General features: G+C 57.4%; 23 protein-coding genes and 3 tRNA genes. 16 read left to right on the forward strand and 10 right to left on the reverse strand.

The window, feature by feature from the left end:
- The 6 genes from VGL70_08305 to secA form a co-directional block, all read left to right on the forward strand.
- The coding region (locus VGL70_08305; protein ID HEY3303521.1) for a hypothetical protein at positions 1-180 on the forward strand (180 nt) is incomplete at its 5' end.
- Positions 181-271: 91 nt separating this feature from the next.
- On the forward strand, positions 272-1,189 hold the full coding sequence (locus VGL70_08310; GenBank protein HEY3303522.1) for a glycosyltransferase family A protein: 918 nt from the start codon (positions 272-274) through the stop codon (positions 1,187-1,189).
- A complete protein-coding gene (locus VGL70_08315) occupies positions 1,107-1,646 on the forward strand; it encodes a hypothetical protein (protein ID HEY3303523.1) in 540 nt (179 codons plus the stop codon). The genes VGL70_08310 and VGL70_08315 overlap by 83 nt, the downstream gene beginning before the upstream one ends.
- Complete coding sequence (locus VGL70_08320; GenBank protein ID HEY3303524.1) at positions 1,643-2,737, forward strand: radical SAM protein; 1,095 nt, start codon at positions 1,643-1,645, stop codon at positions 2,735-2,737. Before VGL70_08315 ends, VGL70_08320 begins: the two co-directional genes overlap by 4 nt.
- A gap of 81 nt (positions 2,738-2,818) precedes the next feature.
- On the forward strand, positions 2,819-3,616 hold the full coding sequence (gene murI, locus VGL70_08325; protein HEY3303525.1) for a glutamate racemase: 798 nt from the start codon (positions 2,819-2,821) through the stop codon (positions 3,614-3,616).
- Between the two features lie 55 nt (positions 3,617-3,671).
- A complete protein-coding gene (secA, locus tag VGL70_08330) occupies positions 3,672-7,265 on the forward strand; it encodes a preprotein translocase subunit SecA (GenBank protein ID HEY3303526.1) in 3,594 nt (1,197 codons plus the stop codon).
- A 70-nt stretch (positions 7,266-7,335) separates the two neighbouring features.
- Here the strand turns inward: secA and VGL70_08335 are convergent, their stop codons facing one another.
- The 4 genes from VGL70_08335 to VGL70_08350 all read right to left on the reverse strand — a co-directional run bounded on the left by VGL70_08335 (position 7,336) and on the right by VGL70_08350 (position 11,601).
- Positions 7,336-7,578: a hypothetical protein gene (locus VGL70_08335; protein HEY3303527.1), complete on the reverse strand. Its 243-nt coding sequence runs from the start codon at positions 7,576-7,578 to the stop codon at positions 7,336-7,338.
- Between the two features lie 182 nt (positions 7,579-7,760).
- Positions 7,761-8,171 carry a hypothetical protein gene (locus tag VGL70_08340; GenBank protein HEY3303528.1) on the reverse strand — a complete coding sequence of 137 codons (411 nt, stop codon included), beginning with the start codon at positions 8,169-8,171 and terminating at the stop codon, positions 7,761-7,763.
- A gap of 188 nt (positions 8,172-8,359) precedes the next feature.
- Complete coding sequence (locus VGL70_08345; protein HEY3303529.1) at positions 8,360-10,519, reverse strand: Ig-like domain-containing protein; 2,160 nt, start codon at positions 10,517-10,519, stop codon at positions 8,360-8,362.
- Between the two features lie 134 nt (positions 10,520-10,653).
- Entirely contained in the window at positions 10,654-11,601 is a 948-nt protein-coding gene (locus VGL70_08350) for a FecR domain-containing protein (GenBank protein HEY3303530.1), read from the reverse strand.
- A gap of 111 nt (positions 11,602-11,712) precedes the next feature.
- Between VGL70_08350 and VGL70_08355 the strand changes: the two genes are divergently transcribed.
- Complete coding sequence (locus VGL70_08355; protein ID HEY3303531.1) at positions 11,713-13,284, forward strand: tetratricopeptide repeat protein; 1,572 nt, start codon at positions 11,713-11,715, stop codon at positions 13,282-13,284.
- Positions 13,285-13,477: 193 nt separating this feature from the next.
- Here the strand turns inward: VGL70_08355 and VGL70_08360 are convergent, their stop codons facing one another.
- The 6 genes from VGL70_08360 to gatC form a co-directional block, all read right to left on the reverse strand.
- Complete coding sequence (locus VGL70_08360) at positions 13,478-13,897, reverse strand: hypothetical protein (protein HEY3303532.1); 420 nt, start codon at positions 13,895-13,897, stop codon at positions 13,478-13,480.
- 197 nt (positions 13,898-14,094) lie between these two features.
- The gene (gatB, locus tag VGL70_08365) at positions 14,095-15,537 is read right to left on the reverse strand and encodes an Asp-tRNA(Asn)/Glu-tRNA(Gln) amidotransferase subunit GatB (protein HEY3303533.1); all 1,443 of its coding nucleotides are present in this window, start codon (positions 15,535-15,537) and stop codon (positions 14,095-14,097) included.
- 8 nt (positions 15,538-15,545) lie between these two features.
- On the reverse strand, positions 15,546-15,935 hold the full coding sequence (locus tag VGL70_08370) for a HEPN domain-containing protein (GenBank protein HEY3303534.1): 390 nt from the start codon (positions 15,933-15,935) through the stop codon (positions 15,546-15,548).
- The gene (locus VGL70_08375; GenBank protein HEY3303535.1) at positions 15,925-17,130 is read right to left on the reverse strand and encodes a nucleotidyltransferase domain-containing protein; all 1,206 of its coding nucleotides are present in this window, start codon (positions 17,128-17,130) and stop codon (positions 15,925-15,927) included. Before VGL70_08375 ends, VGL70_08370 begins: the two co-directional genes overlap by 11 nt.
- Positions 17,131-17,162: 32 nt before the next feature.
- The gene (gene gatA / locus VGL70_08380; GenBank protein HEY3303536.1) at positions 17,163-18,620 is read right to left on the reverse strand and encodes an Asp-tRNA(Asn)/Glu-tRNA(Gln) amidotransferase subunit GatA; all 1,458 of its coding nucleotides are present in this window, start codon (positions 18,618-18,620) and stop codon (positions 17,163-17,165) included.
- Positions 18,617-18,904 carry an Asp-tRNA(Asn)/Glu-tRNA(Gln) amidotransferase subunit GatC gene (gene gatC, locus VGL70_08385; protein ID HEY3303537.1) on the reverse strand — a complete coding sequence of 96 codons (288 nt, stop codon included), beginning with the start codon at positions 18,902-18,904 and terminating at the stop codon, positions 18,617-18,619. Before gatC ends, gatA begins: the two co-directional genes overlap by 4 nt.
- Positions 18,905-19,081: 177 nt before the next feature.
- On the opposite strand from gatC, the gene VGL70_08390 reads away from it, so the two are divergent.
- The 9 genes from VGL70_08390 to VGL70_08430 all read left to right on the forward strand — a co-directional run bounded on the left by VGL70_08390 (position 19,082) and on the right by VGL70_08430 (position 23,090).
- Positions 19,082-19,882, forward strand: a complete 801-nt coding sequence (locus VGL70_08390; GenBank protein HEY3303538.1) for a ribonuclease HII — start codon at positions 19,082-19,084, stop codon at positions 19,880-19,882.
- Positions 19,879-20,250, forward strand: coding sequence for a YraN family protein (locus tag VGL70_08395; GenBank protein HEY3303539.1), 372 nt, complete (start codon positions 19,879-19,881; stop codon positions 20,248-20,250). The genes VGL70_08390 and VGL70_08395 overlap by 4 nt, the downstream gene beginning before the upstream one ends.
- 120 nt (positions 20,251-20,370) lie before the next feature.
- Entirely contained in the window at positions 20,371-21,642 is a 1,272-nt protein-coding gene (serS, locus tag VGL70_08400) for a serine--tRNA ligase (GenBank protein ID HEY3303540.1), read from the forward strand.
- Between the two features lie 57 nt (positions 21,643-21,699).
- Positions 21,700-21,788, forward strand: a tRNA-Ser gene (locus VGL70_08405).
- 84 nt (positions 21,789-21,872) lie between these two features.
- A tRNA-Ser gene (locus tag VGL70_08410) sits at positions 21,873-21,963 on the forward strand.
- Between the two features lie 68 nt (positions 21,964-22,031).
- Positions 22,032-22,108: transfer RNA gene (locus VGL70_08415), tRNA-Arg, on the forward strand.
- A gap of 59 nt (positions 22,109-22,167) precedes the next feature.
- Positions 22,168-22,446 carry a type II toxin-antitoxin system RelE/ParE family toxin gene (locus tag VGL70_08420; GenBank protein ID HEY3303541.1) on the forward strand — a complete coding sequence of 93 codons (279 nt, stop codon included), beginning with the start codon at positions 22,168-22,170 and terminating at the stop codon, positions 22,444-22,446.
- Positions 22,447-22,457: 11 nt separating this feature from the next.
- Entirely contained in the window at positions 22,458-22,739 is a 282-nt protein-coding gene (locus VGL70_08425; protein HEY3303542.1) for a HigA family addiction module antitoxin, read from the forward strand.
- A gap of 141 nt (positions 22,740-22,880) precedes the next feature.
- Positions 22,881-23,090: a hypothetical protein gene (locus tag VGL70_08430; protein HEY3303543.1), complete on the forward strand. Its 210-nt coding sequence runs from the start codon at positions 22,881-22,883 to the stop codon at positions 23,088-23,090.
- The last annotated feature ends 236 nt before the right edge of the window (positions 23,091-23,326 follow it).

Consider the following 23,326-nt stretch of genomic DNA (forward strand, 5'->3'; position numbering starts at 1 on the left):
CCCCGGTCGATGACCGAAGTCGAGCTTTTATCCGAAGCCGAGAGGTTGTTGTTCCAGCGCCACATGATCGATAGCTCGCGCTCTTTGGCGACGGGTCTGCGGGCCGATGTCGCGACGGAAATCCCAGGCGCGAAATTTTTGGGCGCGAAAGAAATGCCGTCGGGCAAAACGGAAGGATAGTAGCCAAACTCGTTCGGCGTTGTCAATACAAAACCGGCGGCGAGCGAGTTTCTCTTGCAATGTCGGCGTCTTAAAGTTAGTTAGGAATGTCATGCCTGACTTGGTGAGCGTAATTATTCCGGCCTGTAACCGCTGGCCGATGCTTCGCGAAGCGGTCGAGTCCGTTCTGGCGCAGAGCTATCGCGATTTCGAGATCGTCGTCGTCGACGATGGCTCGGAAGACGGCACGGCGGAGAAACTCCCGGCGCGATACGGATCGGCCGTGCGCGTCGTGGCGCAAGCGTGGCGCGGCGTCGCCGCCGCGCGCAACCTCGGGGTGAGATGCTCGCGCGGCGCTTATCTCGCGTTTTTAGACTCCGACGACCTGTGGCAGCGGCGCAAGCTCGAAATCCAGACGGGCTTCATGCGGCGAGCCCCCGATTGCCGCATCTGCCAGACGGAAGAGGTTTGGATCAGAAACGGCGTCCGGGTGAATCCCAGGATCAAGCACCGCAAGCCCTCGGGCGATATCTTTCGGCGCAGTCTCGAACTCTGTCTGGTCAGTCCGTCGGCGGTTCTGATGACGAGAGATCTTTTTACAGCCACCGGCGGCTTCGACGAATCTTTCCTCGTATGCGAGGATTACGACCTGTGGCTGCGCATTGCCGCAGATCATCCCGTCCATTTGATTCGGGAGCCGCTGGTGATCAAAAGGGGCGGCCATGCGGACCAGTTGTCCCGATCGACCTGGGGGCTGGACCGGTTTCGCGTCCGGGCGATCAAAAAGCTGCTCGAATCCGGGCTGCGGGGGGAAAAGAGGAGGTGGGCCATCGAGACGATGGCGCGCAAAGTAGAGGTTTTGGCCCAGGGAGCCAGGAAAAGACTGCGAGAAAGGGAAGCTTTACAGTACCAGGCCTTACTCACTGATTTTATTGGAGAACTAGATCATGATCGATCAGCAAATCCAGGACTATTGCCGGCTCAAGGGCTTTCACGAGCAAACGCTACAGCATTGGCTCAAGTTGAGTGAATCCGATCGGCAAGCCCTCGTTCACCTGGCGCAGACGCTCACGATCGGGGAGAATCATTTCAAGGACATTCTCGAATGGCTCGAAGAGATCGCGTTGCGCGACGGCGCCAGCGTCGCGCAAATCTTGAGCCGCGACGCGCTCCGTCGAATTGCTTCGGATCCGCGCCGGGGACGCAACGATAAGGTCAAACGCATCAAAGACGAACTGCGCCGGCAGCGCTTTCCGCGGCTGGCACGGATCGAGGAAGAGATCCACCGGCGGGTGCGCGAGATGAAGCTCAAGCCGCAATTTCAACTGACGGTTCCTGCCGGGCTCGAGGGGGGCGCCGTTACCATTGGCATGAAAGCCGCCAGCTACGACGAGCTGAAGCGTCTGTCCGCCGAGCTGGCGCGCGTCGTCGATCAAGAAGGGATGAAAGAAATTTTCGCTCTGCTGCGCGGGGAACAGGTTGCATGAAAAACTTCGAGCCGCAGGAGATCGTCGTCGAGTCGGGATCGGAGCAAAGCTCGATCTATAAAAACCTCAAACGAGCTTTTCCGAACGTTCCGTTTGCTTTTACCGATCAACTCTGGGGGAAAGACTCGCCGACCGCGTCGCGCGATGTTTTCGGGGATGGAAAGCGGAAGCTGTTACTGGCACGCCACCGTGGCGAGTTTCTCAAGAAGTGCCCCGGCAGCGACGGACAGGTCTGCTGCAACTACTTCGTCATCAATTTCGCCAGCAACTGTCCGATGGAATGCAGCTACTGTTATCTTCAGGAGTACCTCGCCGACAATCCGGCGCTCAAGGTCTTCAGCAACATCGAGGATCTGCTCGGCGAAGCCGACGCGCTGCTCGGCCGCCATCGGAAGTTTTTCTTTCGCATTGGCACCGGCGAGATCACCGACAGTCTGGCGCTCGATCCGTACATCGGCTTTTGCGCCGAAGTCGTTCCTTTCTTCGCCGAACAGCCGAACGTTCTCCTTGAGTTAAAGACCAAGAGCGACTGCGTCGATGGGCTGGTGCAGCTCGACCCCAAGGAGCGCGTGGTGGTCTCCTGGTCGATGAATCCCGAGAAGGTGATCGACGCCGACGAGCACGACACGGCGTCGTTCGGGGAGAGACTGGTGGCGGCGCGGCGCTGCCAGGCTGGGGGCTACAAGCTCGGCTTTCACTTCGATCCCATAGTCGAGTACCCCGGCTGGGAGGAAGATTATCGCGAAATGGTCGAGAGGATTTTTGCCGCGGTGGATCACCGCCGGATCGCCTGGATCAGCCTGGGCGTGCTGCGCACGACTCCCGGCCTCAAGCGGGTCATGCGCTCGCGTTTTCCGCTGAGTCGGTTGCCGACGGGTGAGCAGATTCTCTGTCCCGACGGCAAGCTGCGCTACTTCCAGCCTCTCCGGGTCGATATCTACCGTAAGATGCTCCGCTGGATTCGCGCCGCGTCTCCCATTGTGTTTGTATATCTCTGCATGGAATCCAAAGAGGTCTGGGAGCAGGTCTTCGGCTTTGCCCCGAGCTGTGAGAAAGAGCTGGGCAGCCGGCTCGCCAATTTTGGATTTTAGATTTTCGATTGAAGAGAAGACAGGATGAAATGGTAATGGGAGATCGGGTTTTTATCTAAAATCGGCAATCTAAAATCGAAAATGAACAATGACAATCCTATCGGTTTGTTTGACTCCGGCATCGGTGGTCTCACTGTTCTCCAGCGGATCATGGAAGTCCTGCCAAAGGAGAACACGGTCTACCTCGGCGATACAGCGCGCTCGCCGTATGGGACCAAGTCGGTCGAGACCGTGCTGCGCTACTCGTTTGAGAACGCCGACTTTCTGATTCAGAAGAACGTGAAGCTGCTCGTCGTCGCCTGCAATACTTCCACCGCCGTCGCTCTTAAAGCCCTTCAACAGAATCTCGCCGTCCCCGTGGTGGGCGTGATCGAGCCGGGCGCGAGAGCGGCAGTAGCGAAGACCAAGAATAAAAAAATCGGCGTGATCGGCACCGAAGCCACAATCCAGAGCGGCGCCTACACGCAAGCGCTGAGGGCCATCGATCCAAAGGTCGAAGTATACAGTCGCGCGTGCCCGTTGTTTGTCCCGCTGGTGGAAGAAGGATGGCTCGACAATAAGGTGGTCGAGATGACGGTGGAATCTTATCTTAGCGGGTTGAAGCGCAGCGGAATCGATGCGTTGATCCTAGGCTGCACGCACTATCCCTTGCTCAAAAAAGCGCTCCGGAAATTCCTGGGACGCGGCGTTCGGCTGGTCGATTCCGCCGAAGAGACCGCCAACGAGGTTTCCAGATTGTTAGGGGAAGGCTCGCTGCAACGCGAGCGCGGGAAGGGCGCGGCGAGTTTTTTCGTCACCGACGTTCCGGACCGCTTTATCAAAGTCGGCCGGCGCTTTCTCGGCGAGAAGGTGGACTCGGCGGTCCGGATCGAGCGCTGAGGGGCGTTCCTTTGCCTTGAATCCTCAACGTAGAATCGTGTATTTTGATTGACGTATGTTGAATCTGGTTAAAAAGATCGTCGGCACCAAGAACGAGCGCGAGATCAAGCGCATCCGGCCGGTCGTCGAACAGATCGCCGCCCTCGAACCGCAGCTCGAAAAACTCGGCGATGCCGACCTTAGGGCCAAGACAGACGAGTTCAAGAAAAGAATCAATGAAGCGACGGCGAGCGCGCGCGCCGCTTTCGAAGAGGCCCAAACCCGGGCTTTGGCCGCACCCGCCGAAGAACGGGAGGATCTCAAGACCGAGGTGGAGAATCTCGAGAAGGAGTTGCGCCAGGCGACGGCCGACGTTTTACACGAGATCCTGCCGGAGGCGTTCGCCGCGACGCGCGAGGCCTCGAAGCGGACCATCGGGCTGCGCCATTTCGACGAGCAGATGATCGGCGGCATCATTCTCCACGAGGGGAAGATCGCCGAGATGAAGACCGGCGAAGGCAAGACGCTGGTCGCGACGCTGCCATTCTATCTGAACGCGCTGGCGGGGAAGGGCGTTCACCTGATCACCGTCAACGACTATCTCGCTCGGCGCGACGTGCAGTGGATGGGACCGATCTACCACGCGCTCGGTCTTACGGTTGCCTCTATCGTCCACGAGGCGAGCTATCTTTTCGATCCAACATACGTCACCAAGGATTACCGTTATCTCAACCTCCGCCCAATCTCGCGCCAAGAGGCCTATCGGGCCGACATCACCTACGGCACCAACCACGAGTTCGGCTTCGACTACCTGCGCGACAACATGAAATTCTCACTCGAGGAATACGTCCAGCGCGAGCTGAACTTCGCCATCGTCGACGAGGTGGACAATATCTTGATCGACGAAGCGCGGACGCCGCTCATCATCTCGGGTCCGGCGGAAGAATCGACCGACAAATATTACGTCATCGACCGGATCATTCCCAAACTGCAGCGCGGAGCGGTGATTCAAGGAGATCAATCCCAGGAAAAGCGCGCCGCCATCGAGAAGCAAGGCGACTACACCGTCGATGAAAAGAGCCGCACGGCGACCCTGACGGAGAGCGGCGTGGCGAAAGTGGAGCGCCTGCTCAACATCCACAATCTCTACGACCCGCGTCATATTGACACGCTGCACCACGTGAACCAGGGCCTCAAGGCGCACGCCATCTTCAAGCGCGACGTGGATTATGTGGTGAAGGACGGCGAGGTGATCATCGTGGACGAGTTCACCGGCCGGCTGATGCCCGGCCGGCGCTGGTCCGACGGTCTCCATCAGGCGATCGAAGCGAAAGAAGGCGTGCATATCCGCGAGGAAAACCAGACGCTGGCGACGATCACGATCCAGAATTATTTCCGCATGTACAAGAAGCTCGCCGGCATGACGGGCACGGCCGACACCGAGGCGACCGAGTTCAAGAAAATCTACAAGCTCGACGTGGCGGTGATCCCGACGCACCGGAACATGATCCGGACCGACAACCCGGACATGGTCTACAAGAGCGAAAAGGAGAAGTTCAACGCGGTGGTGGACGAGATCGAGCAGTGCCACGAGAAAGGCCAGCCGGTTCTGGTCGGCACCACTTCGGTGGCGAAATCCGAACGCCTTTCCCGCTTGCTCAAGCAGAAGGGCGTGAAGCACAACGTCCTCAACGCCGTGAATCACGAGGCGGAAGCGACGGTAATCGCGCAGGCGGGAAGGTTCGGCACCGTCACGATCGCGACCAACATGGCCGGGCGGGGCACGGACATTCTGCTCGGCGGCAACCCGGAATTTCTCGCGCGCGCCGACATGGAGCACGAATGGATCAGCCGCTCGGCGAAGCTCCCGCTGCAGGGCGCTACGCGCTACGAGGACACGCTCAGAGAGCTCAGGGAAAAATACGACGAGGAAGTTCAAAAGGCCGAGAGACAATACCGCAAAGAGGGGGAACTGTTCGAGCAACAGCGCAGCGACTCGCTCAAGAAACTCACCGAGAGCCAGCGGCGCTTAAGAGAGCTTTCTCCCTTCCGGGACTTGAGAGAAGAATACGAGCAGATATCGGCGACGGAATTGATCGAAGCCCTGCACGAGCTCAACGGCATTCCCGAACGTTATCTCAAGGCGAAGGAGACCCTGGAGTCGTCGTTGTCGGCGTCGGGCGACGCCGTCGCGCGAGACGCGCGCGAAGCATTCGACGAGGCGCGCGAGACTTTCGACCAATCGCTGGAGCGGTGGCAGGAGGGGAACGGCCGCAGAGCGGAGATCATGGAGGCGCTCGACGAGACCAGGCGAAATTACGAGCAGCGGGTGAACGATTACGAGTTCGCCGTCGCCAACTCGGTGCTCTCGCGCGGGGAACACGCGGCCGAAGTGAGCGAGTACGAAGCGGCGCGCCGGGCGTTTGAAGAGGCGGAGGCGCGCTGTGACGAAGTGCGTGGGCCTTATGAAGAAGCCATCCGCGCGGCGCAGCGAAACTACGAGTCGAAGCGGCAGGAATACGTGAAGATCGTCGAGGAAGTCCGCGAGGAATTGGAAAAGGCGCCGGAGGCCTACCGCCAACGATTCGACGAGATCCTCGGCAAGTACCAAAAAGTCTGCGCCGAAGAGAGAGAAAAGGTGGTCGCCGCCGGCGGGCTGCACATCATCGGCACGGAGCGCCACGAGAGCCGGCGCATCGACAACCAACTGCGCGGGCGATCCGGGCGGCAGGGCGATCCAGGCTCTTCGCGATTTTATCTATCGCTCGAAGACGACCTCATGCGCATCTTCGGCGCCGAGCGGATTCAAGGCATCATGAACCGCCTGGGGATGGAAGAGGGCGTGCCGATCGAGCACGGGCTGGTCACGCGCGCGATCGAGAACGCGCAGAAAAAAGTCGAGGCCCACAACTTCGACATCCGCAAGCACCTGCTGGAGTACGACGACGTGATGAACAAGCAGCGGGAGGTCATTTACAATCAGAGAAAAGAAGTTCTCAAAGGGGAAAACCTGAAGGAAGAGGTGCTGGAGATGGCCGCGGGGCTCGCCGAGGAGATCGCCGCGCGCTATGCGGAAAAAGAAGGAGATCCTTCGGAGTGGGATTTCAAGGGACTCAGCGATGCGCTCTATCACCAATTTGCCTTCCGTCTCGAATTTTCCGAGAAGGAACAGGAGGAGCTGACTTTAGAGCAGGTCCAGGAGCGGGTAGTCCAAAAGGTCACGGAGGCCTACGAGCGCAAGGAAGCGCAGTTCGGCGCGCCGATGCTGCGCCAGTTGGAGAAGGTGATCATGCTGCAAACCATCGATACGCTGTGGAAGGATCACCTTCTCAACATGGACCATTTAAAGGAAGGCATCGGGCTGCGCGGCTACGGGCAGAAAAATCCCCTGCAGGAATACCAGAAGGAAGGCTTCGAGATGTTCGAGGAGATGATCCAGCGCATCCAGGAGGACGTGGTTCAGAAGCTTTTCACGATCGAAATGGCGCGGGAAGCCGCAGTGGAAGAGATTCAGGTCCAGCAGCGGCCGCTGCGGATGGTCTTGAGCCACGGCGGCAGCGAAGAGCCGGCGCGGCCCGTGGCGCTGAAGCGCGACGGCGCCAAGATCGGCAGGAACGATCCGTGCTCCTGCGGCAGCGGAAAAAAATACAAGCGATGCTGCGGCAAGTAGCTGCGCCCGCCGCTGACTAAAATTGGTTCTAAAGATGGGTATTCGCAGGTCTCCTACAAACTTAAAGAAACTATTCTTTTGTAAAAACCGCGCCTCCAATGCTACCGGGCTTTCCAGCAATTATGTCATAGCGCTCTCCCACAAGCAGACGTTGAGCAGGAATGAACTCTTCAAATCCTTCTGGCACAATCCCGTATGTAATTTCTGCAATGGGTTTTGGAGTTTCTAGCTTCGTCTGAATAGCCCAAACTAATTCATGTGGCTTAGCCTGAGCCACTACCCGACCAACAGACAACTGTCGTATTTCCACCATACTGCCGCCGAATATTCCTCGCGACTTGAATCCTAGCGTCGGAGGTTGTCCTGGTACCTGCGAAACCTTGATTTCGAAATCTTCCCGACAGCCCGTTAGGAGCGTCATTACTGCGAGAACAATAATCAACAGGTGTGATCTCATCATTTGTTTGCCGGGAGGAAGAGCCCACAGAACCTTGATTACGGCTCGAGATTGCAGTTCACGACGTTGACCGTGACACCGAAAGTCGTTCCGTAAGCGCCGTAGTCGCCATTGCCGGAACCGGACGTGGCTGTCGGGGGAAAGAAAGATACATCGAACTGCCCCTGCGTTGCGTCGATAAAAAAGGTAACGGCAAACTCGGAGAAGCTACCGTCTTTCGCCACCGTAGCGGTGCCGAAGGCGGGGCTGAGTCCGGCGGTCCTGCCCCTGAGCGTTTCGATTTTCCCGGCCGTCTTCGGCCGCGAAGCTTTGAAGCGGAAGAAGCCGATGTCGCCGCTGAACGGACCGCCGTTGAGCTGGAAGCAGAAGTCGGCAAAAGCCGGCGGCGTTATCAGCGTCGTTGCGAACAAGCACAGAAGCACGCCGAAGGCGAAAGCGCGTTTGTTCATTTGCATACTCCTTTCCGATCTTTGCGGGACTCTACCACAGGCTGGACGTTTCTGTCGATAAATCCCTTGAGCGCTTACGGAAAATACTCCACGGAAGCGCGTACGATCGATTCGTACAAGCGCGAATAGAAAAAAAAGGGGAGAGCGGCTCAACGCCCCCTCTCCCCTTTAGTCCGGAGAAAAAGTTTTTAACGAATTACGGGCGCAGCGATTTTTTTCGTCCCATTGCCGCTTCGAAGCTGATTGCTGCTGCTAGACTGCTTGCTTAGCGTTGCCGTCGTCGTTGCCGTGTCGCTATCGATGCTGAAGGTTCCCGACAATACGTTCGAGCCATGCTGGGCTAGATCTACGCCCCGAATATTAAATGCCGTGATCTCCAACGTTATGCTGCAGCCTTGCGCCGCCGCCACTGCCATGGCTTTTGGGCCGATTTCCACCGTCTTTATCTCGGTCGCTTCAAAGTCGAATGGATTGGCATCGGGGTCGGTCCTATTTTCGGAAAAGGGGAATATGGATTCCTCATCCGATTCAACAACGTCAGGTCCGCAGCCTTTAGGTTTGTTCTTGGCTTTCAGCAAGGTGACGTTCAGACGGTCAAAATCATCGTCAATATCGCGGAACTCGAGCAGCGCGGCGATGCCGGGGGTAGAATACCCGGGGTCGGGAGAGTCCCTGCGAGCGAACGTCAGGTTTTGAATCTCCGGAGCATCCTGCGCCGGCGTTACCGTGATGTTAACCGTGGCCGGCGGGCTGTCCACGGTGCCATCGTTGACTATAAAGGTGAAGCTGTCCGGGCCGTTGTAATTCAGGTTGGGCGTATAGGTGACCGAGTTTGCCACCGTGGCTTGGATGATCGCGGTCAGTTGCTTCGACCGAAGTGCTGAAGCCACTGTACCCGGTCTCTTTTTTTCCTTCTGCAGCCGCGCCTTGAGCCGACGCTTTGCCCTGGATAGCTGGCTGTTCGAGGCTGGCACGAGCTGCGACAGCGTCCCATTCTGAGGTGGAGTTACGATCGTGAAAGTCAGCGGATCATTATCGACATCGCTGCCGGTGAGCGTGATAAGCTTTGGGGTATCTTCAGTCGTCGTAACCGACTGTGGGTCAGCCACCGGAGGAGTATTGGCCGCGGTCGTCCAATCTTTAGTGACGGTGTTGGAAGTCTGTACCTGCCCGCTCGAATCTACGAACGAAGCTTGGATCTGATCGGTTCCTGCCCCTCCGTCACCGGTGTAGGTGAATGTAGCGTCGCCGTTGACGTTCGTCGTGCCGGTGCCGTTATCGCCCGCGTTCGGGCCCGCAATCACATTGAACGTCACCAACTCGCCCTGAATCGGCGCTCCGGTGTTGTCAGTGACTTTGGCCGTCACGGTATGCTGCGTTCCGAGGGGGTTGGTAGCGCTGGTCGGGCTCAGCACGATGCCCTCGCCGACGATCGCAGCCCCGGAAAGATGAAAGTATGCGAAGAATATGTTGTCGTCGTTGGAAGGGTTCTGGGAGAAAACTGAAATGGTCGTATCGGATGACGTAATAAATGGAAGCAGCGAGTAAAGCTCATCGTCGGTCCTAAAGCTTGTAGGGGGGGCGGTGGGATTAGGATTTGCATTGGAGTCGTCAAGTCCTCCGACAGTAATCAAACCACCGTTGAAAGATCCACCGTCGTCCTGGCCTCCTGCGGAGGTCGTGAGTCTCTGGCCATTAACATTGACGAGGCTGAATTGCCCCGATGGCTGAAAGCCGAAAGAAATTCCCAAGCCCATGTCGGCCAGGGCCCCCGCAGCATTGGGATCGATCGGCTGGGCGAGAGTTATCGAAAAGGTATCGCCCGCTATGTTCTGCGCGCCAAAGAGGAGACTGACGGTGGTGTCCGCGGTTTGCAATGGATCGTCAAAGACTACGACCAGAATTTCGCCCTCGATGCCAACCGTGGCGACTTCCGTGAACGTAAACGCCACGCGTCCCGCCGCAGCGGCATCCACCGTGGGTTTTACGATCGAGGTAACATCGGCGAGATGGTTCGAATTGTTAATAGCGCCGGAGACTTGGGCGTCCCAATTTATGGGAGTTCCATTGATCGTTACGTCGCCGTTGTTGAGCACCCGGCCGCTGAATCCTGTCGAGGCGGCCAGCACGAAAGCAGCGCGCACGGTCGCGGAAGCATTTGGCTTATCAACCTCAGCAATATGGGATGCGGAGTTCGATCCGGCGCCATCGACCGAAAGGGAGAGTTTTCCGGTGGCGGCGAAGAATTCGGTAAGCGCGGCGAATGCGGCCGGAGGTGTGAGCAAGAGCGCGGCGAAAAAAACTAGAGCAGAAAACATTTCTACGAAAACCGAGACATTCTTTTTCACTGCTATCTCCTGGGGAATAAGTTCGTTGGCCGACCGGCGTCTATAAACCTTTCCCCGATTGATCGGGCGGGTAACCGCCGGCCCCGCGGGATTGCCGGTTTGTTGAAGCGTCGACATCATCATCACCTTCAGCATCACCGAATGGGTTTAGGCAGTTTGATCGTAGTAATGACCGGAGGAATATTTCCTCCCGGAAGCGGCGGCGGCGCACCCGGAGGTGTTGGACTTGGCAGGGTTGGCGTCTGTCCCGTTACCAAGGCTGCATCGGCGATAACCGCCGTATCGGCGATACCGTTCTTTACAATCGTGGCCCCATTGGCTTCTGCGCCTACCGCTCGAGGAAGTTGGAATGGCCGAAGCAGAAGGGCGGCGAATTCCTCTGTGATGTTTCTGATCTCCCCAACGTTGCAGTTGACGCCCTGTCCAGTGATTTCCGTCGCAGTGAATCGAGTTAGGTTGGCGGAGGGGCTGGTTGCCGGCGGAGGGCACCTCAGAAGAGCCTCGCCCGATAACTGCGCAAAAGTGCTTCTCGCAGCATCAACGGCTTCGGCGTAAACCATCGAGCCTCGCACCGCGGCGACCGCGTTGTTGGTGTTGATGATGATTTCGTCGCCCGGCTTCATGAGCTGGCGCGCCACGTTGACCAGAATCGCGCCCGAATTGAGTTGAACGGTCGAGCGTGTGGCCCCGCCGGGAAGCGTTTCTTCTTGCACCTCAAAGCGGCTCAGTTCCCTCACGGTAACGCTGGCCTTGCCGCCGAAGAGCATGCGCGCGGAAGATTTCTCGCGCGTATCGATGATGTCTCGAATCAGAATGCCGTCTTTCTGGCGCAACTGCGTCGGCTGAGCTTGGCGCGTCAGTTGGGCTTGTCCTTGAACGGCCGTCACGACTCCGGCCGGTTGCTGCTGCGCATAAAGGGAGCCCTGCTCAAATGTGATGGACAGAAGAAACAAAGCGCCGACGATGAGGCGATAGCTTCCCATGGAAGACCTCCGTTTGCTGGAAAACTTATGGCCTTGCTTTTTATCGCCACGAATAATAATTGTCAATGGACTTGGCTCCGGCGGGTTATAAAAACCCAATTCTCATTTGACAATTTGACCGAGTGATATTAATAATCAGCGCCAGGATTTGCTTCATGTGACCCTGGCATACGTAGAATGACTAAATCACGTTCAATACCATGGGCCGTTATGGCCCTTTTCTTTATGGCGGCCATTTTGCCGGCGGCCGTCGCCCGCGCGCAGGGTACCAGCGAAAGATCGATTCAAGCGGCGATTTTCGTAGACCGCGCGGTCATCGCTTATGGGGAAAAGAGATATCAGGAGGCATTGAAGGAATTGGAGGAGGCCTTGCGCCTCGACCCGGAGAATCTGGATGCTTTGTATTATCAGGGACTGGTTTATACGGTGCTTGAGCGTCCCACGGATGCCCGAGCGGCCTTCGAGAAAGCGCGCAAAATAAATCCCAAAGACATCGATGTCGCTTTCCAGCTCGGCACGCTTCACTTCGCGCAAAAGGAATATGACAGGGCGGAGCCTCTATTGCGGGAAGTTTACCGCGCCGATCCCAAGCGGCCCAACATCGGCTATTACCTCGGCGTCATCGAATTCAACAAGCAGAATTTTCGCGAGGCGCTGGGTTATTTAAAGGCCAACGTTCCGAGCGACGACAACTTCGCTCAGCTTAACTCGGTCTACACCGGAGTGACTCTGGCGCGTCTGGGCGCGCTGGGCCAGGCGAAGGCAGAGATCGACCAGGCGCTTCGCCTCCAACCCGCTTCGCCTCTAACGGCGCCCGCCCAGCGCTTCGGCGAGATTCTCGAGAAGTCGGCGGCCGCGGACAAGCGTTTCCACGGCCAGCTGCGTCTGGGCGTATTCTATGACACCAACCCGGCCGTGATCCCGGATCGCAGCGATGATCCGACGGTGAAAAGCATCCGGACGGGCCAGCAAAGACAAAAGAGCGAAGGAGAGCTTGTCGTTCTCGATCTCGCCTACACCTGGCTGCGGTCCGCGGACTGGGAGGGGACGATATCTCACAGGTTCCTGCATGCCCACGAAAACCGTCTGACCGATTTTAATACCCAGAGCAACACTCCCACCCTCAGCGTCGTCAACCGCGGTTTGTTGCCCGGAGCGCTCGGAAGTCTTCCTTATACGGCCGGCTTTTTGATCGCCTATGACTATATCTCGCTCGGCAATAGCCCCTTTACCCAGCGTTGGATCGTTACTCCTTACGTGTCGATTTCCGAAAACGAGTCAAATGTAACCACTTTTCAGTACCGCTACCAGGCGAAAGACTTCTTCCACGATGAAGATTTTGTTCGCCGCGAGATCCGCGATGCCAACAATTATATGGTAGGCTGGACGCACTTCGTTCTCGCCGAAAAGGGACGCCATTACCTGAAGCTCGGTTATCAGTATGACGCGGAGTTGGCCGAGGGAGAGAATTGGAGTTACTGGGGAAATCGACTGCTGACCGGCTTCCAGTACACGCTGCCGTGGTGGGAGATCCGCTTCCGCTACGACCTGGATTTTCATTGGCGTGCCTACAAATACAACAACAGCATCCTTCCAGCGACGGCGCCCGGCAGCGTTCGCCGGCGGGACCGCCAGCCGGTCCATCTCACCGGTCTCGCCAAGGATTTTCTGGAAAATTTTACCGTCGCTATCGAGTATCTCTTCGACCAGGGGAAATCGAACCTGGCGCCTTTCGACTATCACCGCCACGTGGTCACCACAAGCGTCGCCTGGCGTTTCTGATTGTTAAGCGTCTGAGGAATAATGAAGTTTACAAATGCATTGTCACGCGAGTTTCTGTCATCCTGAGCAACGCGAATGACAGGATGGAAAATTGGAAAATTTATTTTTTAACAACCCCTAACTCTAGATTGCAGGGAAGGATAGGGGAAAGGCCAGCGGGGAAAAGCGGGGCCGTTGTCCGTGCCTGATCGCGTTAGAGTGGCGGCTCCGTGAGAAGGTCGAAGCCGTGCGCGTTGGCGCGGGCGGCTTCCGGATGAGTCTCGTTTCTGCAGGGTGATCCCGCGTGCTCCTCCAGCGCCACGCATCCTACGTGGTGTTTCCAGTCCGGCTCCAGATAATGCTTGAGCTCGTGCAGCAGCACGCGCGTATCGTCGAGGGAATAGATCCGTTTGTTTTGCCGGTCGAAATAACCCATGACCTTCACCTGTGTGCCGCCCACGCTCAGAGCCTGCACGGCAGAGAGGACCGGAGGAAGCTGCTGCGCCAGGCTCTCATGATTCTTGTAAAGCCTCACTTCCAGCTCGCCGATCCGATAAATCTCCGGTTTAGAGGAAACCGTGGCGGCACATGCGCTCAACAGGAGGCAGAGGACGGTGAGGAAAACAAACTTCATGTCTCCTGGTCTGGAGCAGAATACATGCCACTGGGAGAGGTTCTCCGCGCCAACGGCAAACATGAGTGTTTGTCATGAGTTGACCTCTCTTGGATAAGCGCAGGTAGGCAATAGCTGCCGCCGGGACGCGGTCCTTATGCCGCAGCTCAGAGTTTTGACGTGATTTGGAATTGAGAAGCCGTCGGTAATTTACCGACTCAAGGCTGCAGTTTCTTCCTCAGCAGGTCGTTGACGGCTTGCGGGCTGGCTTTGCCTTGCGTCGCTTTCATCACCTGGCCGACCAGGAAGCCGAAAACTTTTTCATTGCCGCCGCGGTAGTCAGCAACTTGTTTCGAGTAAGCGGCTAGGACTTGATCGACCGCGCTCTCGATGCTGCCGGCATCGGTGACTTGCTCCAGACCCTTGTCGCGCACGATCGCTTCGGGGGAAGCGCCGGTCGCGAGCATCTCCGAAAAAAGTCCTTTCGCGATCTTGCCGCTGATTTTTCCGCCGTCGATCATTTTAATCATCGCGGCCAGGTGCTCGGCCGGAACCGGCCAGTCGGCGATGCGCAGCGCGGCATCCAATTTCTTTTCTTTGATTACGCGGAAGAGATCTCCCATCACCCAGTTGCTGACGGCTTTGGGATTGGCGTGGATTTTAACCGCCGCCTCGAAGTAATCGGCCACGTCGCGGCGGCCGGTGAGGATCTCGGCGTCGTAAGGCGGCAGGCCGTACTCAGCGATGAAGCGCTGCCTGCGGGCCTCGGGCAGCTCCGGCAAAGACGCGCGAATCTCGGCGATCCATTTTTCTTCGATGACGAGCGGCAGAAGATCGGGATCGGGAAAGTAGCGATAATCGTGGGCGAACTCTTTCGAGCGCATCGAACGGGTGACCTCGCGCTCGGTGTCCCACAGCCGCGTCTCCTGGGTCAGCCTGCCCCCTTCCGCAAGCGTATCGATCTGCCGTTCGATTTCGGACGCGATCGCTTTTTCGACCGCTTTGAAGGAATTCAGATTTTTGATTTCGACTTTCGTGCCGAGGTCGCGCGAGCCCGCGGGACGCACGGAGACGTTCGCGTCGCAGCGAAAGCTCCCTTCCTCCATGTTGCCGTCGCAGATTTCGAGATACTGGAGGATGGCGCGGAGATTTTTGAGATAGGCGACAGCCTCCTCGGCGCTGCGCAAGTCGGGCTCGCTCACGATCTCCAGCAGCGGCACGCCGGCCCGGTTCAAGTCCACGAGGCTGTAGTCGCCCCGCACGTCGTGGATGTTTTTGCCCGCGTCTTCTTCCATGTGGATGCGCGTGAGGCGGATTTTTTTCCGCGCGCCGCCGGCTTCGACCTCCAGGAAGCCGCGCTCGCACACGGGCAGCTCGTACTGGCTGATCTGGTAGCCTTTCGGCAGGTCGGGGTAGAAATAATTTTTCCTCGCCCAACGGCTGGTTCGGGCGATCTCACAATGGGTCGCCAGCCCCGCGCGGATGGCGAACTCCACGACTTTTTTGTTCAGCACCGGGAGGACTCCGGGGAATCCCATGCACACCGGGCAGGTATTGAAATTGGGCTCGTCGCCGAAACGGGTCGGGCAGCCGCAGAAGATCTTCGACTCGGTCAAAAGATGGGCGTGGACCTCCAAGCCAATTACAGCTTCGTAATTCATGACGGCTGTCAAGGCAATTTCTGAGTGATGGTCGCTTTTATTTGTCTGAAACCGTCGATGGCGTTCTTGGCATCGGCTTGGTTAGGCGCTCCTTGAGCGAGGCTGCCTAAGGGCGCGTCAGGATAACGAGTTGGCACGTAGAACTGGTCCAAGTAGAGGCAGTGATTTCTTAACATATTGAGGCTTTGATCTATGTGGCTTGCAAGTCCTAGAAGTTCGAGTAGCGAGTGGACTTTCGGGAATTTTCCCTGTTTTTCGACCAAGAAAGATTTTAAAAGCTTTTCGGCTCCTTGCTGGCAATGGAAGCAGACTTGATTGAAAAGCTTTTCGCCGTAGGCGAGATCCGCCATCTTTTCGTCTTCTAAGGCAAGCTCTATCCATCGGCTGCTATCGCTCATAGAGGATTTGGCCCTTTTTAAGGATCTCATCGACTACAAAGAAATTCCCGGTCTTGGTTTCTCTCTCGAACTCTTCGGGTGTATACACGAGAAAATTGACCGCCACTGAAGGTTGAGTAACTGCGGCGACCTCAAGGCATCGGTCAAGGGGTCGTTTCGCCGTTTCCTTAATGATGGCCAGGTCAATGTCGCTTCCTTCTTTGACGTCTCCTTGGGCCAATGAGCCGAAGAGAATTATTTTTTGCGGCTGGTAGCGGCTCTTTAGTTTTTCCACGATTGCCTCAAGTTCTCTATGGAGCAAGTGTTCTCGATCAAGAAGCTGTTCCAGTAACGACTTGACCTCTTCTGGAAAAGGATTTGTCGCGTTCGAATTGAAAAATATCCCGGAACGCCTGATCAATCCCTGCCTGCTTCGTCTTAGGCAGAACCACGCAATGGCAGTAATCTTTTTACCGTACGTCGGATCGTCGAAAACGCCGTTCGGGTAGCGGCTTGGAATATGTTTTCCGCCGCGAAAGAGATGAAAAGCATCGCCATACACCGCCGCCATCAAATTTTCACGAGTCGTCGAAGGGAAACCGAAGGCGTCAATGAGACCGAGCACGATCAAATTCGGTTTTCCTTCGGGAAATTTGGGTAGCGCATCTTCTATGATGATCTCTCTAAGCTCTCCACTCTCAGGAGTCGATCTGTCAAGCTCGTCTGGAGGCATTCGTTCAGCCACGCGATAGTCAACGGTAGCCCTGGAGCCTGCGTACATCTCGTTGCCCGAAGCGTCCTTTTCTGGAGGGATGTTAAATGGTAATTCGCCGCATCGGGTCTTCACATCCCCGTAAATCTCGCAGCCGGCGATTCTGACACGAAAATCACAATCTTTGTTTCCCTTGCCCGGTGCATGCAGCTCGATGTCGTCGCTAATGGAGGCCAAAAGAGCGGCGGTGTAGATTTCGTAAACGGTCCGGATAGATTGGTTTTCGTCCAGCAACTGCCTCTTGTAGGCATTCGCTAAGAGCTGAACACTCAGGCGACGTTTTAGGTAGCGAAGATCGCTCTCGGCCTGGTGAAACAAGGCTTCCGCGTCTTTGCCGATTGCACTCAGCCGATTGAAGGCTCGTTGAAGATCCTTACTGTTTAAGATTTCCGAGAGCGTAGGAAATCTCCCGTCAAGGTCCAGAGTTTCAACCGCTTTATTCATTCGCCCCATTATATCATCAAGCTGTTGATGCGTCAGAGCTTCGGTTTACTTTTATGCCATTCCGTTGCTTGCTCGTAAGCGTACGCGACTTTCAGCATCGTCGCTTCGTCGAAGTGCTTGCCGATGATCTGCAACCCGATCGGCATACTTTCAGAGTCGAAGCCGCAGGGGAGCGAGAGGCCGGGAAGCCCCGCGAGGTTGACCGAGATGGTGAAAATGTCCGACAGGTACATTTCCAGCGGATCGGCGGTTTTCGCGCCGACCTTGAAGGCGGTCGTCGGGGCGGTCGGTGTGACGATAACGTCGCATTTTTTGAACGCTTCTTCGAAATCGCGCTTGATCAGCGCTCTCACTTTCTGCGCCTTGAGGTAATAAGCGTCGTAATAACCTGAGGAGAGAGCGTAGGTCCCGAGCATGATGCGCCGCTTCACCTCCGGGCCGAAGCCTTCCTGCCGGGTCTTGAAATAGGTCTCGGCCAAATCCTTGGCCGGCGCGCGGTAGCCGTATTTCATACCGTCGTAGCGCGCGAGATTGGAGCTCGCCTCGGCCGTCGCGATGAGGTAATAAACCGCGACCGCGTACTCGGTATACGGCAGCGAGACATCGACGACCTCGGCGCCGTTTCTCCCCAACGTCCGCACCGCATCGTGGACCGCTTTTTCCACCAGGGGCTGCATCCCCGGAATGAAATATTCTTTCGGCAGGCCTACTTTGAGTCCTTTCACGTTTCCGTCGAGATAACTCGCATAAGGCGGCACCGGCGCGGGAACGGAAGTGGAATCCGCGGGGTCGTGTCCGGCGATCGCCTCGAGCATGAGCGCAGAGTCCATCGTGTCTTTGGTCATCGGTCCGACCTGATCCAGCGAGGAGGCGAAGGCGATCACGCCGTAGCGGCTTACTCTCCCGTACGTCGGCTTCAATCCGACGATGCCGCAGCAAGCGGCGGGCTGGCGGATCGAGCCGCCGGTATCGGTCCCCAGGGCAGCGATGCATTCGTCGGCGGCGACGGCCGCGGCTGATCCTCCCGACGATCCTCCGGGCACGCGCTCGGTGTTCCATGGATTGCGCGTGACCGCGAACGCCGAGTTCTCCGTGGACGAGCCCATGGCGAACTCGTCCATGTTGGTTTTGCCCACGATCACCGCTCCGCCGGCGTTGAGCTTTTTGACTACGGTGGCGTCGTACGGCGGAATGAAGTTGCCGAGGATTTTCGACGCGCACGTCGTCAGGACTCCTTCGGTCAAAAAAATGTCCTTGAGCGCGATCGGAATGCCAAGCAGGGGAGACTCGTCGCCGTCGCTCTTCAGCCGCTCGTCGGCGCGCTTGGCTTCGGCCAATGCGCTCTCGCGGCAGAGCGTGATGTACGAGTGCAAGCGCGCTTCCGCGGAGGAGATTCGAGCGAAGACCGCTTCCGTTAGTTCGACTGAAGAAACCTCGCGTTTTTTGAGCTTCGCGCTTAGCTCGTGGATGGTTAAGGTGTGAAGGCTCATTCGATGATCTTGGGAACTTTTAAGAAAGTCTTCTCCCTGGCCGGGGCGTTCGCCAGCAGCTTTTCAGCCTGCGGCTTATTGACGGCGCGGTCTTCGCGAAAGGCGTTGACGACGTCCACGGCGTGGGCGAGCGGCTCTACTTTCTCCGTGTCGAGCTGCTGGAGTTTCTCCATGTACTCCAAAATCTTGTCGAGTTGCTCGGTCAGCGAAATTTCTTCTTCTGCCGAGAGTTGCAAACGGGCCAGCAGGGCGACGCGCCGGACTTCTTCGCGGGTGATTTTCATAGGAACTTTTTAACATAGCGGTCAGCGATCGGCAATCCGTGCTATCACCATGACCGAGTTCCCTCACCCAACCCTCTCCCTGAGGGAGAGGGTGAGGGTTAGCCGATGGCTGAGAGCTGACGGCTGACAGCTTTTTTTATTGCCATCCCGTCTCCTTTTAGCTAACAATGGACGGCGATGAAACGGTCCCAGGCCTGGTTGTCCGAAGACTTTGCGTTGCCTCGGCGCCCGGACACGCTGCTCGAAGAAAAAGGATACGCGCGCGGGCTCAAGCGCGTCGCCGGTTTGGACGAAGTCGGCCGCGGGCCCTGGGCCGGGCCGGTGGTCGCGGCGGCGGTCATTTTTCCGCGCGGCGTGATTCATCCCGATATCCGCGACTCGAAGCTTCTCACGGCTAAAAAGCGGCAAGAATTGGCGCGCTGGATCAAGCAGGAAGCGGTGGCGTGGGCGTTGGGAATCGTCGGCCCCGAGGAGATCGACCGGATCAACATTTTACGCGCGAGCCTGCTGGCGATGAGCGTCGCCGTCGCGCGGCTGCGGCCGATGCCGGAGCTGCTCTTGATCGACGGCCGGGATAAAATTCCACTGGAATTTTTCAAGGCGGAAGGCGAGAGGCGAGAGGCGGAAGGAAATGGGGAACAGGACCGAGACGATTTTGTTCTTCCTCTCGCCTCACGCCTCATGCCTCTCGCCTTTCCCAGGCAGAAGGCCGTCGTCAAAGGCGATCTCGTCTGCCACTCGATCGCCGCGGCGTCGATCGTCGCCAAGGTGGCGCGCGATCAGATCATGGCGGAGCTGGACGATCTCTACCCGGAGTACGGCTTCCGTCAACACAAGGGCTACGGCTCTCAAGCGCACGCGGAAGCGATCAAGCGCCTGGGCCCGTGTCCGATTCACCGGCGGAGCTTCAGCCCGGTGTGGAAGGCTTTCGAACGCGCCGGCCAACTGCTCTCCGGCGCTCTGTTCGCGGAAAGATGAGCGGACAGGATCAACGACAGATTTTCGGCGCGGAGGGCGAGCGCATCGCCGAGCGCTATTTGTCCAAGAAAGGATACCGCGTCGTCGAGCGCAACTATCGCTGCCCGATGGGAGAGGTGGATCTGATCCTGCTGGACCGGCGGGTGATCGTCTTCGTGGAGGTAAAGACCCGCCGCCACGAGCGCTTCGGCATCCCGTTTGAATCGGTTCATCCGCGCAAGCAGCAGAAGATGATCAAGACCGCGCTGTGGTTCCTGAGCGAGCACAAACTCCACAACCGCGACGCCAGGTTCGACGTGGTCGGCATCGCGTTCGGCGCCCGCGAGCCGGTCGTCGAGCACATTGAGAATGCGTTTGAAGTTAGTTAGAAAAGAAGCGATCAGCAAGGAAGCTATCAGCTTTCAACGAGAATCGAATTCCCTCACCCAACCCTCTCCCTGAGGGAGAGGGCAAGGGTGAGGGTTTGCTGATCGCGGGCACCTACAGCCATGCTCGAAGTTAAACTGCTGAGAGAAAATCTCGACCGGGTCAAAGAGCGAATCGCCGCTCGCGGGGCGAAGATCGAATGGGAGAAGTTTGTCGCCATCGACCGTGAGCGCCGGGAGACGCTCGCCGAATGGGAAAGGCTCAAGGAAAAGAAGAACCGGCTTTCCGGCGAGATCGGCAAGGTCAAAAAATCCGGCGGCGACGCGGCGGCGTTGATGAAAGAAGTCGAGGCCCTGACCGAGGCGATCCGAAAGGCGGAAGCGCCGCTGGCGGAAATAGAGAAGCGGTTTGAAGAATTCATGCTGACGATTCCGAACCTGCCGCACGAAAGCGTGCCTTTGGGCTCGGGACCTGAAGAAAACCCGGAGGTCAGGAAGTGGGGGGAGATTCCGCGCTTCGACTTCAAGCCGAAGCCCCATTGGGAAGTGGGAGAGGAATTGGGCATCCTGGATTTTTCTCGCGCGGCGAAAATCGCCGGCGCTCGTTTTGTCGTTTACCATCGGCAAGGGGCGCTGTTGGAGCGGGCGCTCGCCAACTTCATGCTCGCCGTCCACACCGGCGAGAACGGCTATGCCGAAGTCTTCCCGCCCTCGATCGTCAACACGGCGGCGCTCACCGGGACGGGTCAGCTACCCAAGTTTGCCGGCGATCTCTTCAAGCTGGAGGGCACCGATTATTGGTTGAGTCCGACTGCGGAGGTGCAGCTCACCAATCTATTCCGCGAGGAAATTCTCGACCCGGAGCGATTGCCGCTCAAATTTTGTGCCTGGAGCGCCAACTTTCGCTCCGAAGCGGGGAGTTACGGCAAGGACACTCGCGGCATCATTCGCTTGCATCAGTTCCAGAAGGTCGAGCTGGTGAAGTTCGCCCGTCCCGAGCAGAGTTACGAGGAGCTCGAATCGCTCACAAGCGATGCGGAGACGATACTCCAGAAGCTTGGAATCCCGTACCGGGTGGTCGCGCTGTGCACCGGCGACCTGGGGTTCGGCGCAGCCAAGACGTACGACATCGAAGTCTGGCTGCCGGGGCAGAACGCCTATAAGGAGATTTCTTCCTGCTCGAACTTCGAAGCCTTTCAGGCGCGTCGAGCCGCTATACGGTATCGCATGCCGGGAAAAACACGCAGCGATTATGTTCATACACTGAACGGCTCCGGGCTCGCCGTCGGCCGAACCCTGGTGGCGGTGCTGGAAAATTATCAGCAGAAAGACGGGAGCGTCGTGGTGCCCGATGCGTTGCGGCCGTACATGGGAGGGCTGGAGCGGATCGCCTGACGCAACGGAACTTGCCTATTGGTCGGCGACTGTTTACTATGAAATATTCGCGCCGCGGGAGGGGTGGCCGAGCGGTTTAAGGCACCGGTCTTGAAAACCGGCGTCCACTTCGTGGACCGCGAGTTCGAATCTCGCCCCCTCCGCCAGCGTCACAATAACGTGTCTCGTGTCCGTGATTCGTGTTCGTGGCGAGCGCGAGCAACGAGCACGATCACGGCTTTTGTATCTAGGGAGAGATGGCCGAGTGGTCGAAGGCGCACGCCTGCTAAGCGTGTGTACCTCAAAAGGGTACCGAGGGTTCGAATCCCTCTCTCTCCGCCAGTATTTCGTGTCTCGTGTTCGTGATTCGTGTTCGTACGAGCACGAGCAACGAGCACGATCACGGATTCGCGCCCGTAGCTCAATTGGACAGAGCACCAGACTACGGATCTGGGGGTTGGGGGTTCAAATCCCTCCGGGCGCGCCAAGCAATTCATCCTTGCGCTTAGGGTTGATAAGCGTTACTTGTCATCTTAGAATGATCCGGTGATCGCGTCATTTAGGCACCGGGGGCTAAGGGCGCTTTATGAAAAAAACGACGGCCGCAGGCTTTCCGCAGCGCATCTCGATAAGATCAGGCGTATTCTGGCTCGCTTGGATGAGTCGGGGGCCGTTCAACACATGGCGCTCCCCGGTTTTCAGCTTCATTCCCTGAAGGGGAATCTTAAAGGCTTCTGGGCCGTTTCGGTGTCGGGAAACTGGCGGATCATCTTCCGCTTCGAGAATGGCAACGCCTACGACGTGGATTTGATCGATTATCACTAGGAGAAAAAACTATGCCTATGAAGAACCCACCGCATCCGGGTCTCTCGGTCCGCCATGACTGCATTGAACCTTTAGGCCTTACGATCACCGAGGCTGCGCGCGCGCTCGGAGTGACGCGCCAGGCTCTTAACAATCTGGTGAACGGCAAGGCGGCAATCTCCCCGGAGATGGCGATCCGGCTCGATAAAGCTTTCGGCGGCGGCGCGGACACGTGGCTTCGCCTACAGGCCGCCTACGATCTAGCTCAAGCTGAAAAATACGCGGGTAAAATTAAAGTCCGCCGAGTCGCTTAGTTTTTAAGTCGGTATTCTACTTCACTGGCGGGGTTCAAATCCTCCGGGTGCGCCAGAAATTTCAAACCAGATGCTCGCGCGGTGGCAGATCAAGCGCGATGGGACGTGCAGGGGCATCGTTGAAATCGTGGAGGAGCAGACATGATTGCAAACGATCAGGAACTCAAGGTGACTTTGGAGCGCATTGCTCGGTTTCAGGAACAGGTTGCGCATCTAAGGCGTGTGGAAACAAATCCTGAAAACTATCACGGCGCGGTTTCGGGATTTCTGGCGGAGATCGACCGCATGCAGCTCGAAGTGAGGGAATACCTAAGCATCCATCCCGCCGAAGTGCCGTCAAGCAGACTATAAATACTCTTTCCGCATGAGGCCGAGCAGTTCACCAGACTACAGATCTGGGGGTTGGGGGTTCAAATCCCTCCGGCCGCGCCATATTTCGCCGAAAGACAAAGTTCTTGGTCCTGCTCGTCGATTCCCCTGACGATTGCGTGGCGTAAGGTATCAGTGAATCCGATCTTGCTTGCCTTGGCATTTTTCCTTCTCGTGTCAGTAGTCAACTTAGTCAACAACGTCCCCTAAGTTTTCCC

The organism is Candidatus Binatia bacterium, from assembly GCA_036504975.1.
In the GTDB taxonomy this organism is placed as follows: Bacteria; Desulfobacterota; Binatia; order UBA9968; family UBA9968; genus JAJPJQ01.

Bases quoted from the DNA above. Each gene is read 5' to 3' on its own strand.
- VGL70_08355 (HEY3303531.1), top strand. From the start codon at position 11,713: ATGGCCCTTTTCTTTATGGCGGCCATTTTGCCGGCGGCCGTCGCCCGC.
- VGL70_08310 (HEY3303522.1), top strand. From the start codon at position 272: ATGCCTGACTTGGTGAGCGTAATTATTCCGGCCTGTAACCGCTGGCCG.
- VGL70_08430 (HEY3303543.1), top strand. From the start codon at position 22,881: ATGATTGCAAACGATCAGGAACTCAAGGTGACTTTGGAGCGCATTGCT.
- gatC (HEY3303537.1), bottom strand. From the start codon at position 18,904: ATGAAAATCACCCGCGAAGAAGTCCGGCGCGTCGCCCTGCTGGCCCGT.
- VGL70_08390 (HEY3303538.1), top strand. From the start codon at position 19,082: ATGAAACGGTCCCAGGCCTGGTTGTCCGAAGACTTTGCGTTGCCTCGG.
- VGL70_08360 (HEY3303532.1), bottom strand. From the start codon at position 13,897: ATGAAGTTTGTTTTCCTCACCGTCCTCTGCCTCCTGTTGAGCGCATGT.
- VGL70_08315 (HEY3303523.1), top strand. From the start codon at position 1,107: ATGATCGATCAGCAAATCCAGGACTATTGCCGGCTCAAGGGCTTTCAC.
- gatB (HEY3303533.1), bottom strand. From the start codon at position 15,537: ATGAATTACGAAGCTGTAATTGGCTTGGAGGTCCACGCCCATCTTTTG.
- VGL70_08370 (HEY3303534.1), bottom strand. From the start codon at position 15,935: ATGAGCGATAGCAGCCGATGGATAGAGCTTGCCTTAGAAGACGAAAAG.
- VGL70_08425 (HEY3303542.1), top strand. From the start codon at position 22,458: ATGCCTATGAAGAACCCACCGCATCCGGGTCTCTCGGTCCGCCATGAC.
- VGL70_08395 (HEY3303539.1), top strand. From the start codon at position 19,879: ATGAGCGGACAGGATCAACGACAGATTTTCGGCGCGGAGGGCGAGCGC.
- VGL70_08320 (HEY3303524.1), top strand. From the start codon at position 1,643: ATGAAAAACTTCGAGCCGCAGGAGATCGTCGTCGAGTCGGGATCGGAG.
- secA (HEY3303526.1), top strand. From the start codon at position 3,672: ATGTTGAATCTGGTTAAAAAGATCGTCGGCACCAAGAACGAGCGCGAG.
- VGL70_08340 (HEY3303528.1), bottom strand. From the start codon at position 8,171: ATGAACAAACGCGCTTTCGCCTTCGGCGTGCTTCTGTGCTTGTTCGCA.
- VGL70_08375 (HEY3303535.1), bottom strand. From the start codon at position 17,130: ATGAATAAAGCGGTTGAAACTCTGGACCTTGACGGGAGATTTCCTACG.
- VGL70_08335 (HEY3303527.1), bottom strand. From the start codon at position 7,578: ATGGTGGAAATACGACAGTTGTCTGTTGGTCGGGTAGTGGCTCAGGCT.
- serS (HEY3303540.1), top strand. From the start codon at position 20,371: ATGCTCGAAGTTAAACTGCTGAGAGAAAATCTCGACCGGGTCAAAGAG.
- gatA (HEY3303536.1), bottom strand. From the start codon at position 18,620: ATGAGCCTTCACACCTTAACCATCCACGAGCTAAGCGCGAAGCTCAAA.
- murI (HEY3303525.1), top strand. From the start codon at position 2,819: ATGAACAATGACAATCCTATCGGTTTGTTTGACTCCGGCATCGGTGGT.